11 protein-coding genes are annotated in these 17936 nt (G+C 42.9%); 8 read left to right on the top strand and 3 right to left on the bottom strand.

Features of this window, described 5'->3' with window-relative positions:
• Window positions 1-7 precede the first annotated feature (7 nt).
• The 8 genes from PBT90_RS19510 (at window position 8) to PBT90_RS19475 (ending at window position 14947) form a co-directional block, all read left to right on the top strand.
• Entirely contained in the window at window positions 8-3652 is a 3645-nt protein-coding gene (locus PBT90_RS19510) for an Ig-like domain-containing protein (RefSeq protein WP_270130752.1), read from the top strand.
• A complete protein-coding gene (locus tag PBT90_RS19505) occupies window positions 3652-5214 on the top strand; it encodes a contractile injection system tape measure protein (protein WP_264808175.1) in 1563 nt (520 codons plus the stop codon). Before PBT90_RS19510 ends, PBT90_RS19505 begins: the two co-directional genes overlap by 1 nt.
• Window positions 5154-6557 (top strand): ATP-binding protein, encoded by a 1404-nt coding sequence (locus tag PBT90_RS19500; protein ID WP_270130749.1) that lies wholly within the window; start codon window positions 5154-5156, stop codon window positions 6555-6557. The genes PBT90_RS19505 and PBT90_RS19500 overlap by 61 nt, the downstream gene beginning before the upstream one ends.
• Before the next feature lies 1 nt (window position 6558).
• Window positions 6559-6735: a hypothetical protein gene (locus PBT90_RS19495; protein WP_264808173.1), complete on the top strand. Its 177-nt coding sequence runs from the start codon at window positions 6559-6561 to the stop codon at window positions 6733-6735.
• 1 nt (window position 6736) lies between these two features.
• Window positions 6737-10681, top strand: coding sequence for an eCIS core domain-containing protein (locus tag PBT90_RS19490; RefSeq protein WP_270130747.1), 3945 nt, complete (start codon window positions 6737-6739; stop codon window positions 10679-10681).
• A gap of 321 nt (window positions 10682-11002) precedes the next feature.
• Window positions 11003-11641: a hypothetical protein gene (locus PBT90_RS19485; RefSeq protein WP_264808171.1), complete on the top strand. Its 639-nt coding sequence runs from the start codon at window positions 11003-11005 to the stop codon at window positions 11639-11641.
• Between the two features lie 379 nt (window positions 11642-12020).
• Complete coding sequence (locus PBT90_RS19480) at window positions 12021-13181, top strand: alpha/beta hydrolase (protein ID WP_264808170.1); 1161 nt, start codon at window positions 12021-12023, stop codon at window positions 13179-13181.
• 131 nt (window positions 13182-13312) lie between these two features.
• Entirely contained in the window at window positions 13313-14947 is a 1635-nt protein-coding gene (locus tag PBT90_RS19475) for a S8 family peptidase (RefSeq protein WP_264808169.1), read from the top strand.
• 119 nt (window positions 14948-15066) lie between these two features.
• Here PBT90_RS19475 and rpiB read toward each other — a convergent pair whose 3' ends face one another.
• The 3 genes from rpiB to PBT90_RS19460 form a co-directional block, all read right to left on the bottom strand.
• Window positions 15067-15504 carry a ribose 5-phosphate isomerase B gene (gene rpiB, locus PBT90_RS19470; RefSeq protein ID WP_264808168.1) on the bottom strand — a complete coding sequence of 146 codons (438 nt, stop codon included), beginning with the start codon at window positions 15502-15504 and terminating at the stop codon, window positions 15067-15069.
• Window positions 15505-15705: 201 nt separating this feature from the next.
• Window positions 15706-16554 (bottom strand): twin-arginine translocase subunit TatC, encoded by an 849-nt coding sequence (gene tatC / locus PBT90_RS19465; protein ID WP_264808167.1) that lies wholly within the window; start codon window positions 16552-16554, stop codon window positions 15706-15708.
• Window positions 16555-16570: 16 nt separating this feature from the next.
• Window positions 16571-17839, bottom strand: coding sequence for a serine hydroxymethyltransferase (locus PBT90_RS19460; protein ID WP_264808166.1), 1269 nt, complete (start codon window positions 17837-17839; stop codon window positions 16571-16573).
• Window positions 17840-17936: the final 97 nt, after the last annotated feature.

Raw genomic sequence — 17936 nt, 5'->3', positions numbered from 1 at the left:
TACGATTATGAGCCAGATCATTTCAACTTATCCGATTTTTGAAGGTAGCCAGGTGCTCACCAGCACCCAGCTGAACCAACTCGCAGCTTATTTAGATCAGCAGGGCAGGCTCACCCGATCGAAGTTGATCGGCATGGGAATCGTCTGCGGCATGCAGGTACAGCCCTACCCGCAGGGATTGCAAATCACCAAAGGTTTGGGAATCACTTCGGAGGGATTCTTGATCCAAGCTGGGAATTTTAATGCTACACATTATAGACCTTATTCCCTGCCAGAGGGTGTGGATTACAAGCCTTTCAAAGACGTGGATCATGCCGTAAGCTTGTTTGAATTGCTTACAGAGATTCCAACAGACAGCTCTGGGGTTAAGAAACTGAATAATCCAGCCAATTTTCTCAACGATAAATATGTACTGATTTTTATAGAAGTTTTCGACAAAGATCTCAAATCCTGCCTTGGAAATGCCTGCGATGATCGTGGCCAGGATCGACTTTTGACACTCAGAAGATTGGTGGTAAACGGAAGCGATCTGGATAAGATTCTGACGAAATCCTCCAATGTCAAATCCCCATTTCCTAGTGTGTTGGATTTACCGGAATTCTCCGTTCAAAAACCCCTTTTCTATCCAGGAAAACCTGAGTCCAATGAATTTGGTGCTTTTGTGAAGTACTACCAAAAGTTCATTGGGTTAACACTTACCAAAGACTTTTTTGAGGCATTAGCCCTTTCCTATAAGCTTTTCGAGCCGATTTTGAGCAAAAGTTACAGCTTCGCAAATCCACTCGAATCAGGTACTATTCAGGATAAAGTCGCTGAAATCATGGGTTTGGCAGAAGCAGATCCAAATGATTTACAGGGAATTCAATATCTCTGGGACTTTTCTAAGGAAATGATCAAAGCCTATAGCGAATTCAGAAATTCAGCCATGGAGCTTTGGTACAATTGTGTTACAGATAGCTCACTTTTTCCGCTTCACCTGATGCTGGGAAGGGCTATGACCAGTTCAGAAACGCAAGGTCAATTCTTGAAATATAGACATGGATTTGTCCAGCCTCCGATTTTCAATCAGCAAAAAATATTGGCAGAAACCTGTATTCAGCGTCATCGCAGGATGATCATGTTACTTGAGAAGCTGGAAACAGGAATTTTCAAGAAAGGAGAAAGCGAAAAATTCCCGATCAAAATCACTCCTTCTGGAGAAAAGCTGGGAAAATTAGGCAAACGAGCCATTCCGTACTATTACGAAATCAAGTCGAAAAGCTCCGTCTCGAATTGGTTCTCACTAGAAGAAAACTGGGTAGATCCAGGTAATCTCCAAATGCATTCCACTTATAGAGCAGGAGTTCAATCCTACGACAATCAGCCCGATGAGGAAGTAACTGAAGCAAAATCTGCATTAGAAACTCCCTTGTTCTATGACATTGAGAGCTATCCATTTCTCAGAATCGAGGGGCATCTCAGCAAGGAGTTGAAAACAGCAGTCAACCAGATCAAAAAGTTAATCCTGCAGTTCAATTTACCTATTCATGTGGAAGTGCTTCATTTGGGAGAAAGTGAGGAAACTGAATATCTGGAAGATTGTGGATGGAATGACTTGCAGGAAGAATATGCTTTCCAGCGCTATTTTATGATGGGGATGATCCTGGAGCTCAAACAGCTTTTTGATTATGTGACAGAATTTGCCCAAGAGACCGAAGAAGAAGACATCACCAGCAATGAGTTTTATAAAAAAGCTTCAGAGGTATTGAGTTTGCTTTTAGCAATGACAGAAGCTTTACCTGAGTGTATCAAAGACCTAAATTGGAAAACTTTCCAAAACACATACAAAAATCTCCTTCAGTTATTGATTGACTTTGTGCTTCTGGAATCAGGACTGTTAAAAGAAGTAAAGGCGGACCCGGAAAAGGAAAAAGAGCTGGATTTCTACAATGGAATCTTGATGCGCCTTTCTCCGATTCTTTATAGAATACTGGATTTATTTTTCTTCACGAAGCTCCAACGTATTTATATCAGTTACGAAAACCGGATTCAATTACTCAAGCAATCCAATCAATTTGCTGAATTTCTCAAAAATCATCCCGGACTCAACCACGAGGCCGGAGTAGTTAAAGATGGAACCTTTTTCCTATTACATGACCCCAAACAAAATCGGGTAATAGGAGATTTTAGCCTGCCGTATTATTGTTGCGATTGCAGTCCATGTATGGAGCCATGTGGAGAAAAAAGCTTTTCTCTGCCTCCATTTGCACGGCCTGATTATGCCATCGCCTATACCGAAATACCGATCAAGCTAGAGATTACGCTAAATGATGCTTTGGTATCGGGTAGGACTTATGAAGTCCTGGCCACCGGCTCATCTTCAGTGCATAACGGCCTAGTGGAAAAAGACCAGGAAACCAATGTATTCAGGTACACTTCAGCACCTGGGTTTACGGGGATTGACAGCTTTCAGTATGTATTGCGTGATAAGAAAACCAACCAAAGTGACCAAGGGAAAGTCAGCATTTTAGTGAAAGGAACTCAAGGTTGCTATTCTATTGATGTGCTTAGCTGTTGGGGAGTAGAAAATGTACGGAGAACCCTCGAAGAACGTAAGATTGAAGCGGCAAATGAGACCGATGCCCGTGCAGTAGAATTATTACTGGAAGATCTCAACAAGACCAAAGGATTCACTTTGGATGAAATCCGCTTTACGGTTATGGAAGGAACTGAATCTAGAATTCAACTTCTCAAATGCCTGGGATATCAAACTGAGGGAATGTCTTACGAAGAACTGGAACGGGCTATTCTCGACCATCAGGGGAAAAACTGCGGTGCCATTGTCACTCCGGAATGTACCTCATTGGGGGTAAAAGGTGTCGTAAATGCAGAAGATGGGTCGCCTCTCATACGCGTAAGAGTAAGGGTAAAAAAATCAGATATTGAAACTACCACCGATTCTTCCGGTAATTATGAAATTCAATTTCAAACTCCAGGGCAGACTTTGGTCTTCGAACGCAATGGTTTTGAAAGTCAAGAGGTGGAAATATGTAACCAATCAGAGGCTAACATCACACTGGTGCGCAGCGAAAATCCGGTAGTGGAATGCTATTCCATTAACATAATTTCTACCTGGAAAGAAGACTTTATTCGGAAAGTAGCCAAAGACCGGCAATTGGAAAACCCATCAGGGAATTTGCCGGATGTAATCCAGAGTTTATTGGAAAGTTTACGAGAAACCAAAGGATTTACTTCTACGGAATTGAGAGAAACCACACTCAATGATCCTGACTTACAGAAATTCATTCTGGAAAGCGTGGGCATGGATACTTCATCCATGAAGCCAGAGCAGTACGCGGCAGCGATTGAATACTATCAAACGCAAAATTGTGGATTTAGAAACGAGGATGTCATCGTGGTGACAGCAGCAAACCTTCCAGAAGAGGAACTGAAAAAATACCTGGATGCCAAAAAAGTAGCCTATCTCCCTGGAGCAGATAAAACTGTATTGGTAGAAACGTTCAAAGCCTCCACCCCTGAGTCCACGATCAGCAGAAAAGATCTGGAAATCTTTAAAAAGGACACTCTTCTCAAGATATCTGAAGAAAAGTCCATCGAGGTGAACAGTTCTGACACTAAGGCGAAGTTGATTGACAAACTAATGGGCAAATAATGGGCAATCACTTGATCCATACACAGGTCATAGAAGCTGGATTTGGAAACAAAACAGCTGCTCTTTCCGGGCAGAAAAGCCTTCAGGAGATCTATTATCAGCATTTGATCCCAGTCATGGAGCAAGTGATGGATGAATATGATCAGGAGGGAAAGTCCATCCGCATTGAATCACTGGACTTGGATCTAGGCAGAATCCCAAAGGACCTGCCTGTAGATCTAATCAAGCAGAGATTACAGAAAGCCCTGGAGGAAGAATTGCGGAAAATCTATGTGGAACAAAACTACCTGAATCCAAGTGAATCTAATAGCTCAAATTCAACTCAAAAGAGTGAAAAAGAATCCCTGGAATCTGACTGGACAATTCTGGTTTACTTCTTTCAAAAAGGTACGCTTCCATGGTTTGCAAGCTCTAAGGTTGACTTCTCTATTTCCCAAATTTTCCAGAGAATACTAGTTCAGCATCCAGATCGGCTCAAGTCCTGGTTGAGTAAAAACCCCGTCTCTTTAAGCACAGCAAAACGGATCGCAGAACTAGCTAGGAGTTTAGATAAAAAGACCGTTCATCAATCACTTTTGAAAGAAGCCATTGTTGAAAATGACTTTAAAATCCTTACAAATATTTTAACAGAATTAGGCAAAATCACAGGGGTTTCCGGTAGTGAATCAACGCAAGCACTCTTAACTTTATTACTCTTTTCTGAATTTGGAAACAGCGGAAAATTAAAGATCTTTCTCAGTGAGGGATTTAAACTATTGATACAAAAAAACAGATCAAAAACTGTAAGTATTGCTGAATTCCTTATCCAGCTTTTGTGGATAACTACCAATCCCAGTAATCAGTCTATTCTGGATAAACGCAAATTCCTGAATTCTTTTTCCAAACTTCTAAAATCAACTCCATCAAGCTCCAGGATGGATTTAGATAAATTTTGGACTGAATCTGTCAAGGTACTACTTCGAAGTAGTTCAGAAAAAATAGACTTATCCACCATAGAAAAATTAATCTCTGATCAAAGGAAGCAAGAAATACCAGTCCTAAAAAAACTCAATCCAAAAGAAGAAGAAAAGACAGTTATCCACAATGCAGGGCTTGTTCTGACAGCCGCATTTCTACCTAGATTTTTTGAGAATCTAGGCTTGGTCAAAAGTGGAAAGTTCATTTCGGATACAGCAAAATCCCAGGCAGCTGTCCTTCTTCAATCCATGATGCCAGAGCAACGTGAATTGGAAGAGCCAGACTTGCTTTTGAATAAGCTTTTGTGCGGAATGGAGCCAGCCGAAACTATAGAATTCAATGGAGATTTAGACCCGAAATTGATCCCAGAAACCGCCCTTCTTTTGGAAAGTATGGCGACCCAATGGACAGCATTGAAAAGCAAGTCTGGAAAGATGGTTTCCGAAGGGTTTTTCGCAAGGGAAGGAATTCTGAAAAAGGTACAAAGAGGCTATCACTTACAAATCCAGCGATTGGCATTTGATATCCTTTTAGACAGATTGCCATGGAGCATAGGCATCATCAAACTGCCATGGATGGAAGAAATAATTTCAGTGGAATGGTAAGGACTACAAAACATAACGCCTCCACCATACAGCAGGAATTGGATTGGCTTCAAAGTATTTTGAAAGCCCGCTCCACCATGAATGCCAATCCTGGAAATCAAGTTCGGGATGTGCTGGAGATTCCTGCTCCGGAATTCAATGATCCGCTCGGGGCTTATGCACATTTTTCCAAAAAGTTAGGGCTATCAGATGCGGAGCGATTCCTATTGATTTTGGCAGCTGTTCCCCACATCAAACCTCAGATGCTAGATGTGTTTATGGGCAAAAACCAGTTGACACAGCAGATTTTTACCGAATTCGGAGGCCGGAAAGGCAAAAACCATAACGGCTTTATTCCTACGGGTGAAACTGTTCTTTTCATACTTGCAGGAAGCAATCTGGAAAAGCGATTTCAGTATTTGAGCTTATTTGATAAGAATTCAATGCTTTTTAAAGAAGGTCACCTGCAGTTAAGTGATACCGAGGTTGACGAACCCTATCTGAACGGAACTTTGATAATCAACCGGGATACGCTCCAGGAAATCACGAGCGGAACTGTTAGAAAGCCTGATTATAGTGCCAATTTCCCTGCCCAACTTCTCCAGACCGAGATGGAATTGGAAGATTTGGTACTCAATCCACATACCGAAGAGGAGTTGAGGGAAATAGAAATCTGGCTGAAACACAAAGATCAATTGCTTCATACCTGGGGAATGAACAAGAAGTTGAAACCAGGTTTTAAAGCTTTATTCTATGGCCCCCCTGGCACTGGAAAAACCTTGACTACCACTTTGCTGGGCAAAAAACTGGGGCTGGATGTTTACCGAATTGATCTGTCCAGAATTGTCTCCAAGTATATAGGTGAAACCGAAAAAAACCTGGCAAAGATTTTTGACCGGGCGGAGCGCAAAGGCTGGATTCTGTTTTTTGATGAGGCAGATGCACTTTTTGGGAAGAGAACTTCTGTTTCCGACTCTCATGACCGCTATGCTAATCAGGAAGTTTCCTATTTGCTACAGCGGATTGAAGATTATGATGGCTTGGTGATTTTGGCCACCAATCTCAAAAGCAATATGGACGAGGCATTTATGAGGCGTTTTCAGGCCTCGGTATTTTTCCCAATGCCACAACCCGAGGAGCGGAAAAAACTTTGGCAGAAGGGATTTCCGGAAAAAGTCGAACTGGACAAGCGGATTAATTTTCAGGAATTGGCAAAAAGCTATGAGCTATCCGGCGGTTCGATTGTACAGGTGATTCAGCATAGTTTGCTTAAGGCTTTGGACAAAGGAAGCAATCAGGTCATGCTGGGTGATTTACGCGAAGGAATCAGAAGAGAATATCACAAAATGGGGAGGACTATTTGATATGAGAAAGAAAGTCAGAAAAAAAGCCGATCAGGAGCCAGAAAAAGAGGAAGTGGTGATAGTGAAAGAAAAAGAAGAGAAAAAGCCTGATGTAAAAATGACCCCTGTGGAAGAGGAGCAGGAGCCTATGACCCCATTGGCTGCAGCCTCGCCAATGAAGACCGAAACCAAAAAGTAATATGAGCGCCGTAGCTGAACGTAAGCCTATGCCTTCGTCATTTCATCATGGCCAGGCATCGCTTAGCATTCAGCCAAGCCTCAAAATCGGTAAACCGGGCGATAAATACGAACAGGAAGCTGAGGCGGTCGCCAATCATGTAACGATGGCTCCGGCCCATTCCGAACCAGCTCTGGCCATGAGCCCTGGCAGTTCGGACACTTTTCAAATGCACCCTGAGGAAGAGGAAGAAACACTCCAAATGATGCCTATTTCCGCCACTGGCCCATTTTTGCAGTTGAGCGCTATGGAGGAGGAGGAAGAAACGGTGCAGCTCTTCCCTGAAAACACAAACTTTTTACAAAGACTCGAAGAAGAGGAAGAAAGCATACAACTATCTCCAGATGGCAGCATGACAGCCTCTCCTTCTATTTCTGCACAGATTTCCAGTTCCAAAGGCGGCGGCCATAACCTTCCGGCTCCAGTGCAATCCGAAATGGGCAGTAAAATTGGCGCAGATTTCAGTGGAGTTAGGGTGCACTCAGATGCCCACGCGGCGCAGATGAGTAGTGCCATAGGAGCGCAAGCCTTTACGCATGGCAATGATGTGTATTTCAACGAGGGAAAATACCAGCCGGAAACTGCGGAAGGCAAGCATCTTTTAGCTCATGAATTGACGCACACGGTGCAGCAGGGAGCAGCAGAAGTGCAAAGAATGCCAATCACAGAAATCAGTTCTGCCGAACCTCAAGTGCAGCGTTTGCCTTGGGCTGTCCGGGAAGGTCTGGCAGAATTTGCGAGCTATATTCCTGGCTATTCTCTATTGACAGTAATTATTGGATATGATCCACTTGCTGGAAGAAGTGTAGATAGAAATGGCCCAAATCTACTTCGTGGACTTTTAGGATTGATCCCTGTTTTTGGGATGCTACTCTATAACAAGCTGGATGAGCTGGGCATTATCAACGATGCATTTACTTGGGTTGAGGGCGAAATGTCCTCCCTCAATCTCACTTCAAACAGACTCAGTGATACTTTGGAAGAGGCTTGGGATGATGTACGGCTTGTAGAAGGTTGGGATTATAATGTCCGAGTTATGGATCGGACTTTTGGGCAACTCTACCGGGATGTAGAAACCTTCGCCGGTAGGGTTAAAGATCAGGTTTTTGCCCTGATCAAAGAAGCTTTAATGGCTGGGCTCAAAGCGTTGGCAGATGCTTTTCCAGGCTACCCTTTGCTTACCAAATTGCTCGGTCATGATCCACTGACAGGCGAAGAAGTAATATCCACCACTGCTGAGAAAATAGAGGATTTCCTAGTTTTGATTGGCAAAGAGCAGGAATTGGAGCGAATGCGGGCCGAAGGAACCATTCAGGAAACTGCAGATTGGATAGATGCGGAATTAGCTGCACTAAACTTCAGTTTTGCAGAAGTTCGGGGACTTTTTGAAACCACCTGGAATGCGTTTTCTCTGGATGACATTCGAGACCCCATGGGTGCATTTCAGCGAACGGTGGCCATTTTCACTCCATTCACCACCCGGGTTTTCACCTTCGCAGCAAATGTTGCTATTCAAGTTCTGCAGTTTATTAAGGATGCTCTTTTATCCCAACTTTCGGCCTATGCCAGAGAGCAACAGGGTTTCCATTTAGTCACTGTTTTGCTGGGAAAAGATCCTTTTACTGAGGAAGTAGTGCCAAGAACTACCGTGAATATCATCCGGGGATTTATGGGATTGATGCCGGGAGGAGAAGAGCAGTTCCAGCAGATGCAGGAAACTGGAGCCATAGAACAAACCGTATCAAGAATCAATGCAGCGGTTGAAACTTTAAACTTCTCTTGGGCCTATGTCACAGGCTTATTTAAGGAATTATGGAATGGCTTCTCCATAGAAGATGTCTTCCATCCTATTGATGCCTTTTTAAGAATTGTCCAGACTCTCGCTGATCCAATCCGCAGGCTTTTTGCCTTCGTGGTGACCATCGTGCAGATCCTGATTGAGGTGTTGCTGGTGGTGATGAACTTCCCGATAGAAACGGTCCAGCAGATAATCGCAAATGCCCAAAGTGCTTTTGAAGATATCAAACGGGATCCAATTGGGTTCCTGAGAAATCTGTTGAATGCGGTCAAACAGGGTTTTGTTCAGTTTTTTGACAACATCCTGACTCATTTACTCGGTGGGTTAAGGGATTGGCTATTTGGTGAATTGGCCTCTGCAGGAATCAATCCTCCAGCTGATCTGACTTTCGAAAGCATTTTAGGTTTTGTGCTGGATGTCCTAGGCCTGACTATGGACAATGTCTGGGAAAGACTGGAATTGAAACTAGGTGCAGAGCGGGTTGCGCAGATCCGGGGAGCAATTGATACACTTTCGGGAATTTGGACTTTCATCAAGGATGTCTGGGAACGCGGGCCAATTGCGATCTGGGAATATGTGCAGGAGCAATTGAGCAACTTGTGGACCATGGTGCTGGAGCAGGTTCAGAGTTGGGTGGTCACGCAGATCATCACTCAAGTCACGACTAGGCTTCTTTCTTTGCTTGATCCGACGGGCATTATGGCGGTGGTGAACAGCTTTATCGCATTCTACAGAGCGGTGCAATCCTTTATCGAAAAGCTTCGGGAAATGCTGGAAATCGTCAATTCCTTCGTTGCGGGTGTGGCAAATATCGCACGTGGAGCGATTGGGGATGCAGCAAATTATCTTGAGAATGCGCTTGCCAGATCAATTCCTGTGGCTATCGGCTTCTTGGCAAATCAAGTTGGCTTACGTGGATTAGGAAGCAGAATCGCCGAGATGATCGGTGGGCTTAGGGATAGGGTGAATGCCGCGATTGACTGGTTGATTGATAAGGCCATCGCTGCTGGTGGGGCGATTCTACAAGCTGGACGAAATGCTGCTGACGCAGTTCTAGGATGGCTTGGTTTTAGAAAAAGATTTACGCTACCAAATGGAGAACGTCATGAAGCCTATTTTGAAAACTCCACGCCACAAGCCCAAATCATAATCGCTAGCGCAGACCCTAAAACACTAGGACAGATAATCTCCAGTAAAAGTTGGAATGGAAAAACTATTCCTGATGACAAGGTAGCCGAACTTCAAACCTCCTCCAGCGAAATTGACAGAAACAGAGAAGGTCAAGGCGTAGAGAAAGGACAAATCATCATGAGAGAATTTGAAAAAATAGTAGCAATACTAAATGCAATAGGCGGTCCACCCATACCACAAACCAGGTTAGAAACCCAGGATAAAATCACCGGAGCAGGAATGGAAATGGGTAAGCATGTAGTTGTAAACCCTTTAAGTTTAGATCCGGGAGGACTTGCAGGCAGCCAGCCAACTTATACCACTGGTTTGGGAAGATTATTAAAAATGAACTACCCCAACTATATCGTAGAGGGGCATTTACTAAATCATAAACTTCACGGCCCAGGTAATGTACCTTGGAATTTGACACCTATTGCAAAGCAAACCAATTCTGAGATGAACGCTAAGTTTGAACGTTTTGCCAAGCAGCACATCCTTGATGAAGGAAAAGTCGTCCGCTATGAAGTTGAAGTTAACTACTCCCAAAACTTAAATAACGGAGTGAAAACTGATCCAGACACCTATGTAGCCGATAGCTTAAATTTTAGTCTTCAGGAGTTGGAATATGTCAATAACAATTGGGTTCCTGCCTCCTCCCAACCAAGCAGTTGGGATATTCCCCCTACCATTGCTCACAACAAAGCCTCTATTCCGGGTTTTGGCACCGGTAGGCTCAATTTTATGGTTTACCTGAATGATTCACCACTTGAGGTCCTTCAAAGAGTAAAGGGATTAGGTGAAGTAAGAGCTCAGGCAATTATCACTCAGAGAAATAAAAAACGCATAACTACCTATGCAGAATTAGATGCAGCGCCAGGTATAGGCCCATCTACCGTTGCATTGTTAAGAGCCGAGCCAAATGTGAGGCTAAATGAATAAGCTATTTTGATATCTTAACGGATTTAAAACATTTAAGAAAGAGCCCTATCTAGGTGTAATTTGCAACTACACCTTTTTATCTTCTCATGTTTTATTTTCGATGAATTAACTATTTTCGAAAGCAAGTATTATTAAAATCCTTTTGCTTGCAAATAAGACCTATAAACACTCTTAAAACGACTGAATACCAATAGTATAGCAAGTCCTCAAATTTTTGCATGGGCAGAAAAAATAGGCTATCTTTTTTAGACAGAAAATTTGGAAATAATTGTATCCAATCAGGATATGTATTAGCCATGTCCATTTTTAAACAAGCTCATTATGTCAAAGAAACAGTTTGGAAACATTGGAAAATTCAGCAGTAAAAATCTGAAAATAAAACCTATTGATATCAAGGTTAACCCATCAAATCGAATCTCGAATGCACAATTGAAAAAGCTCGATCCAAAGGGTATTGCCAGCATTCCAGCGCTTAGAGTTAATAGGAATGACTTGTTGAATTTGCAGGCCAACGAATCCTGGGAAATCACCGCTCAAAAATTGAAGGATAAGGATATGTATGTCGCTGAATATTTCGGATGGTATAGATCCGACCAAACAAGCATTGATGTACATCCGGAAAACAAGTACTATCCAAGATTAAATAATGGCATGGCAGGATTTCTACCTGAAATGAGATACTTGGTTTTACGATTCAGACCCGAAATGGGTAAGCGGTATCGCGTGACCATTCAGTTAAAACCAGGTTCCTACAGAAATAAAAAAGTAATGACCAATATCACGGGTAGTTATAATGACACATGGTATATCAATTATCAATTTAATGAGCTGATGTTTGATTTTTTGGCCTCATCAAATGAGATAAAAATAAGTCCTATTATCGCTGGTTATGAGAATTATTATGTGAAGTATCAGCCTTTGCAGATTGAGAAAATTAATGTGGATAAGGTAGGGGATTGATCTCAGCTCTGAGAAGATATTTACATCAGGTCATTTCACTAGTTGAAGTCCTTGACAGCTGTCGAGAAATTCACCTTTTTTTAATTATTGAATTGGAAAACCCTGGCTTAGCCCATCCAGAATATTCCCTTTTTCTTCCCAAGGAAGAGAAACTCTTCAAAATCCCCTAAATTTACTCGACTAGCATTTCCACCAAACCAGGGCAATTTTTGAATAAAGAATGGATTTTAACAAAGAGAATATTGCGCGTTTTGGTATTGGCACCCAGCTTTTTTCAACCTTCCTAATTCAAAAACACGTAGAGGATAAGACCTAAAATAATTTTGTTTCCGTTCTACATGGCTTGAACTGGAAATTTTTGATTGATCTAACTAGAACCATGCGTAAAATTCACCTCCTCCTGATCCTCTTTCTTTTTGGAATCAGACAAGCAAACTCCCAAGATACAGGAAACATCGAAATCGGTACCAAACACACCATCCACTCTAGCACTTTGGATGAGGAAAGAAGCTATTGGGTCAGTCTTCCGGAATCTTATGGCAATACAGAATCATCTTATAAAGAATATCCCCTGCTGATTGTATTGGATGGCAGCAGTTTTTTTCATCCGATTAGCGGTATGACGAACTATATGGGTAGAATTGGAAAGATACCGGAGATGATTGTTGTGGGGATTCAAAATGTCAGTCGAACCCGGGATTTCACCCCTGATAAAATCGTCACGGCACGGGAGAATGACTTTGGAGGGGGAGATAATTTCTTGGCTTTTCTAGAGGAGGAACTGATTCCAAAACTGGATCAGGAGTACCAAACATCACCTTATAGAATTCTTTTTGGGCACTCGCTTGGCGGATTACTGGCTACCCATGCTTACATGAAAGAAAATACGATTTTCAATTCCTTCCTGGCGATTGATCCAAGTTTTGGCTCCTGGGATGCCGAAACCATGGACAAAAAATTAGAGGCTGTTAGCCCTAATTCATTTAAGAGATACATTTATTTCGCCACTGCGAATTGGGGCAAAAGAAATATCAGAAACCGGGACCGACATGTTCGCTTGTATGAATCGCTAAACAGTAGATACGATGGAGTATTTCCTGCGAAATTGGAATATTTCGAAAATGAGGACCATAGTTCCGTTCCTATGATTGCATTCCACAACGGAATCAACAGCATTTTTGAGGGCTATGGGATTTCTTATCGGGATGTGGATAACTTAGCCCAACTCACTCAGCATTTTCAGGATATTTCGCAGCGGCTTTCCTGGACTTTTGCTCCTCCGGAAAACCTCGTAAACAGAATTGCTTATAGCAAACTTCAGAACAGAAACGAAGTGGAAAAGTCGAAAGCATTGGAGTTCTTTATTTTAAACACCGAAAATTATCCTGCCTCCTACAATACCTTTGATAGTTTGGGAGAAGCTTATGAAGTATTGGGCGATACTGAAAAAGCCATTGAAAACTACGAAAAGTCACTTTCCCTAAACCCGAATAATGGGCATGCAAAAGCGAAGGTAGAGGAATTGAAAAAGTTAGAATAATCAACTATGTAAGAGGGAAGAAAAGCCCAGCGACTATCACAAATCGCCCACTCAAGTAAAACAAACCCAACTTCACGATTTTTAACACTCATTCTTACGCACTCTTTTAAAAGTGAGCGTTACTTTTAACTATGATTAAAAGCAAGATTCAAATTTTGGCAGGGCTAAGCATGGGCCTGCTAGTGATGGGATGTAATTCTTCGTTGGTATTGACCGCTCCTCCCATCAGTTACGCCGATACCAGCCCCAAAGTAGCCGAACTCTCAGACGAGCAATCTAGACATTGGGGGCATTTAGATCTTCAAAAGGACACTGTACCTGGTATGAGCGTGGTCCGTGCTTATTCTGAACTTTTAAAAAAGAAAAAGGGCGAAGAAGTAATCGTTGCGGTGATAGACTCAGGCATAGACCTGGATCATGAAGACATCAAAGACGTGCTTTGGACCAATACTGGCGAGAAGCCTGGAGATGGCATTGACAATGATGGAAATGGTTATATCGACGATATCCACGGGTATAACTTCCTTGGCGAATCCTATAATGAGCAAATGGAAATGGCTAGAATCCTCCGCCTAAAAATCGGTGACGAAGCTTATCAGGAAGCTGCCAAGAAAAAGCTGAATGAAAAACTTCCTGAAGCTCAGGCTACGCTTCCTCAGCTCAAGCAGATAGAAGCTATGGTGACCATGGCAGATAAAAATATTAAGACTGCTTTAGGGAAAGAGAATTATACGCTTGCTGATTTGCAGCAATATCAACCTAAAAATACGCAGGAGGAAAGAACTGTGGGAATCCTGATGCAGGTAATAACCATGGGACAAGAAATTCCAGACGCAATCAAGGATCTTCAAGACGGTATCAAGTACTATGAGGCTCAGGTGAATTACAATCTAAATGTGGACTTCAATGGCAGAACTCCTGTGGGAGATGATCCTTATGACTATTCTGATCAGGACTATGGAAATGGAAATCCCGATTCCAGATACGCAGATGAAAGTCATGGTTCGCACGTAGCGGGGATTATCGCAGCCACCCGAAATAATAAAAAAGGAGTGGATGGTGTAGCCAGCAACGTGAAAATCATGTCTGTAAGAGCTGTTCCCAATGGTGATGAATACGACAAAGATATTGCCTTGGCCATACGCTATGCGGCTGATAATGGAGCGAAAGTGATCAATGCCAGCTTTGGAAAGGGTTTTTCCCCCAATTCAGAATGGGTGTACGAAGCCTTAAACTATGCAGCTTCCAAGGATGTACTCTTTGTGCATGCGGCAGGAAATGACGGTATGGACTTGGATTCTCCGGAAAATCAAAACTTCCCCAATGATAGCCCCGAAGGACTTTCAGCAGATTTCTCCGATCACTACCTGACTGTAGGGGCTTTGACACCTCAATTCGGAGAAGGTATGATCGCCGTTTTCTCTAATTATGGAAAGGAAAATGTGGACATTTTCGCCCCTGGGGATCAGATCTACTCTACCATGCCGGGAGATTCCTACGAATTCCAGGGAGGAACATCCATGGCCGCACCGGCAGTTGCGGGCTTGGCAGCGATGATTCGCTCCTATTTCCCAAATCTTACTGCAGCACAGGTGAAGCAAGTCATTATGGATTCCGGCATTTCACCTTCGGTAAAAGTTCAAGTTGGCGGTCCAGAAGGAGCTGAAAGAACCTTCGCAGAAATCTCCAAATCCGGCAAAATCGCCAATCTCTACAATGCGCTGATTTTGGCAAGTGAAGTTGCTAATGGAAATACAAGCTTGTAAAAGCCTAGCTTAAATATCCCCTGTTCATAAAGAAGCCCAAACCTGATGTCTCAAGTTTGGGCTTTTTCGGTCTTCCAGCTTCTTGCCGCCGTTCGTGTCTCACGAATAGCAAAGGTTCATCAGCTACAAGCAATCTTATTCACTCTATTCTGATGTCTTCCTCCTTCAAATTCAGTAGTCAGGAATATCTCGGCTAGCTTTTCTGCCAGGTCATACGATATAAAACGGGCAGGAAGAGCTAAAACGTTAGCATTGTTATGCTGTCTGCACAAAGCTGCCAAGTCTTCATTCCAGCAAAGTGCGGCACGGATTCCCTGGTGTTTGTTGGCAGTGATGGCCACACCATTTCCGGATCCACAGATCACTATGCCCAACTCAAATTCACCTGCTTCGATGGCAGAACTCAAGGGATGCACATAATCCGGGTAATCCACAGAAGCATCTGAGAAAGGACCGAAGTCCTTCACTTCGTAGCCCAGTGATTCCAGTTTGCTGATCATTTTTGCCTTGTATTCAAAGCCTGCATGATCTCCTCCTATTGCTATTTTCTTTGCCATAATTCTTTGAAGACTCAAGACGTTAGACAGAAGACATTAGTAAGTAATGCCTTCTATCGTGTCTTTAATTTTATATTCAAATCTTTAACTCTTTTAAATCAAGCTTCAATACCAACATCTTGGCTCTTGACTCTTGATTCTAATTTCTAGACTCTAATATCTAGCTACTTGATACCTGCTACCAAAATCTAATGTCTAATTTTAGAGCGCATCATCTATCTCCTCTTCAGCTCTTTTCCTAGCTCTCTTTCGCTCCAGACGTTTTGCAATCTGAATTCCAGCTTCATAAAGCACCAAAATCGGCATTGCGATCAGAATCTGGGAAATCACATCCGGAGGAGTAATAATGGCAGAAAGCACCAAAATCACCACAATCGCATGTCTTCTATAGGATTTCAACATTCCTGAAGTCACCAGTCCTGACATCGCCAGAAAATACACCACCACCGGAAGCTGAAACATAATCGCCGAAGCTAGCACCAACATAGTCAAGGTGGAGATATAAGAAGTAATATCAAACTCATTCAGGATCGAGGGATCCAACTGGTAGTTTGACAGGAAATTAATGGAAAGCGGGGAAAGGATGTAATATCCAAAAGCAGCTCCCATAAAGAACAACAAGCTTACGAAGAATACAGCTCCCCGTGCAGCATTTCTCTCCTGATCATAAAGCCCAGGACTGATAAATCTCCAAACTTCCCAAAACACAAATGGGAAAGCAGCTATAAATCCAACCACAAAACTCGAAGTCATGTGCATGGTAAACTGCCCAGTCATCTGCCTACTCTGTATAGTAAATGGAAGTTCGTCTATGCAGAGAGCCGGCAATCCTACATAATCACTGACCTCACAGAGCCATCGGTAGGTGACAAAATCCACCTTGGATGGTCCTAGGATCACTACTCCGAACACAAAGCTCTTCGCCAAAAAAGCTGCTACGGATAATATTAATATTGCCGAGACAGACCTGAGCAAATGCCATCGCAATGCCTCTAAATGATCCAAGAAGGACATTCCTTCTTCCTCTTCCTGATATTGATCTAACGCCACGGGTGATTTTAAATTTCTAGTATAATGGGAATTGGTTCATCCAAGCGTTTACTTCAGCACGGATGTTTTCCAATTCAGATTCATTGTCATGGTTTTTCAGCGCCTTGTCTATCAAGGTCACTATCTTTTTCATATCCTCTTCCTTCAACCCTCGGGTGGTGATAGCTGCTGTTCCTACTCGCATTCCTGAGGTCACAAAAGGTGATTTGGTATCAAATGGCACCATGTTTTTATTAATCGTGATGTCCACCTTACCCAGTGTTTGCTCTGCGATCTTTCCGGTCAGCTCCTTATTTCTCAGGTCAATCAACATCATGTGATTGTCCGTACCACCGGATATGATCTGATATCCTAAACTTACGAACTCCTCGGCCATTACGGATGCATTCTTTTTCACCTGCAGCACATACTCCATGTATTCGTCAGACAAGGCCTCCTCAAAAGCAATTGCTTTGGCAGCAATAATATGCTCCAAAGGCCCGCCTTGTGTACCTGGGAAAACGCCCATATCCAATAGAGAGGACATTTTTCTGATTTCTCCTTTTGGAGTAGTCAAGCCCCAAGGATTGTCAAAATCCTCCCGCATCATGATCAAACCACCCCTAGGTCCTCTAAGCGTTTTGTGAGTGGTGGTAGTCACAATATGGCAATGCTCCAACGGGTCATTCAGCAAGCCTCTGGCGATCAATCCGGATGGATGAGAAATATCCGCCAAAAGAATAGCTCCAACCTCATCTGCAATTTCTCTTAGCCTAGCATAATCCCAATCTCTAGAATATGCAGATGCTCCACAGATAATCATTTTTGGAGAGACTTCCTGCGCCTTTGCTTCTACTTTATCATAGTCAATTCTTCCCGTTTCCTCCTCTACTCCATAGAAATGTGGTTCATATAGTTTCCCTGAGAAATTCACAGGAGATCCGTGCGTCAAGTGTCCACCATGTGAGAGGTCAAAACCTAAAATAGCATCCCCTGCTTTTAGACAGGCCAGCATGACAGCGGCATTTGCCTGGGCGCCAGAGTGCGGCTGTACATTTGCCCAGGTGGCACCGAAAAGTTGCTTGGCTCTATCAATCGCCAGCTGTTCAATCTCGTCAACTACCTCACATCCACCATAATACCTCTTGCTAGGTAAGCCTTCAGCATATTTATTGGTAAGCACGCTTCCGGCGGCTTCCATTACTTGCTTGCTGGTGAAATTTTCGGAGGCGATCAGTTCGATTCCTCTCTTTTGTCTGTCCTCTTCTTGGGCAATCAGGTCAAAAATAACCGTATCTCTTTTCATAATCAGGGGGTTGAAAGCGGATTTGCTATGGAAATTGAACTGTACTCACAGCTCAAAAACGAGCCCAAAAATAGCCTGAAAGTCCCGATATTCCAAT

The organism is Algoriphagus sp. TR-M9, assembly GCF_027594545.1.
In the GTDB taxonomy this organism is placed as follows: domain Bacteria; phylum Bacteroidota; class Bacteroidia; order Cytophagales; family Cyclobacteriaceae; genus Algoriphagus; species Algoriphagus halophytocola.
The sequence above is the reverse complement of the archived record's forward strand: the minus strand, read 5'-3'. Positions and strand labels throughout refer to the sequence as shown.